The sequence below is a fragment of the Frankia sp. AgB32 genome, from assembly GCF_023243045.1.
GTDB lineage: Bacteria > Actinomycetota > Actinomycetes > Frankiales > Frankiaceae > Frankia.
This window is the reverse complement of the sequence record NZ_JALKFX010000202.1, coordinates 1-255: the sequence shown is the minus strand read 5'-3', so window position 1 is coordinate 255 and position 255 is coordinate 1. Positions and strand designations below refer to the sequence as shown.

General features: G+C 68.6%; 1 pseudogene. It reads left to right on the top strand.

Features of this window, described 5'->3' with window-relative positions:
• Positions 1 to 255, top strand: a pseudogene (locus MXD60_RS26415) (serine hydroxymethyltransferase); the annotation flags it as partial.

The following is a 255-nucleotide window of genomic DNA, read 5'->3' as shown; positions in this document are numbered from 1 at the left end:
AGACCCTGCGCGGCCCGCGCGGCGGCATGATCCTGTCGAACGACGTGGACCTGGGCAAAAAGATCAACTCGGCGGTCTTCCCCGGCCTGCAGGGCGGTCCGCTGGAACACGTGATCGCCGGCAAGGCCGTGGCCTTCGGCGAGGCGCTGAAGCCCGAGTTCAAGCTGTACGCCCAACAGGTCGTCAAGAACGCCCAGGCCCTGTCCGGCGTGCTGATCGAGCGCGGCCTGGCCATCGTCTCGGGCGGCACCGACA